This is a genomic window from Pseudomonas sp. c313 (assembly GCF_055407145.1).
Genome location: NZ_JBUZRD010000046.1, coordinates 1 through 932 on the forward strand (window position 1 = coordinate 1; position 932 = coordinate 932).

The 932-nt window shown below is 65.3% G+C and carries 1 pseudogene; it reads right to left on the bottom strand.

Going from position 1 to position 932, the window contains the following annotated elements:
- A pseudogene (locus ACZRKZ_RS27745) lies at positions 1-932 on the bottom strand (Tn3 family transposase); the annotation flags it as partial.

The window sequence follows — 932 nt, forward strand, 5'->3', positions numbered from 1 at the left end:
GTCCATCAGCAGTTCGGTGATCTTGATGCGCGGCAGTAACTGACTGGTCTGGTCGATCAGCGCCTGCGCCCGATCCGGCACCGCCGCATCCAGCGGGGTGATTTTCAGGCCGGACTCGGTGAGGATGGCATCGGGCAGCTCGTTGTCCTTGGCCAGGCGGGCGACAGTGGCCAACTGCTCGTCCAGCAGCTGCAAGCGCTCTTCCAGGTACTGGTCGCTGTTCGGGTTGATCGCCAGCGGCAGGGCCTGTTCCCGCTTGAGCGCGGCGAACTTCTCGGCCGGCAACAGGTAGTCGTCGAAGTCGCGGAACTGCCGCGAGCCCTTGACCCAGATGTCGCCGGAGCGCAGGGCGTTCTTCAGCTCGGACAGCGCGCAGATTTCGTAGAAGCGCCGGTCGAGGCCTTCCGGGGTGATCACCAGCGGCTTCCAGCGCGGCTTGATGAAGGCAGTGGGGGCATCGGCCGGCACCTTGCGCAGGTTGTCGGCGTTCATCTCGCGCAGGGTCTGCACGGCTGCCAGCACGCCTTGCGCGGCCGGGGCGGCGCGCAGCTCCAGTACCTCCAGCAGGGCCGGCGTGTAGCGGCGCAGGGTGGCGAAGTTCTCGCCGACCAGGTGCAGGTGGTCGAAGCCCTCCGGCCGGGCCAGCAGCTCGGCCTCACTGACGCTCTCGGTGAACTCGTCCCAGGGAATCACCGCCTCGATGGCGGCGTAGGGATCGCTGCCGCTTTCCTTTGCTTCCAGCAGCGCCTGGCCGATCTTGGAGTACAGGCGCACTTTGTCATTGATCGCCTTGCCCTGCTTCTGGAACTGCTGCTGATGCTTGTGTTTCGCGCCGCTGAACAGCTTGACCAGGATGCGGTCGTGCAGATCCACCAGCTCATCAATCACGGTTGCAGTGCTCTCCAGTACCACGGCGGCCAGGGTCGCATAAC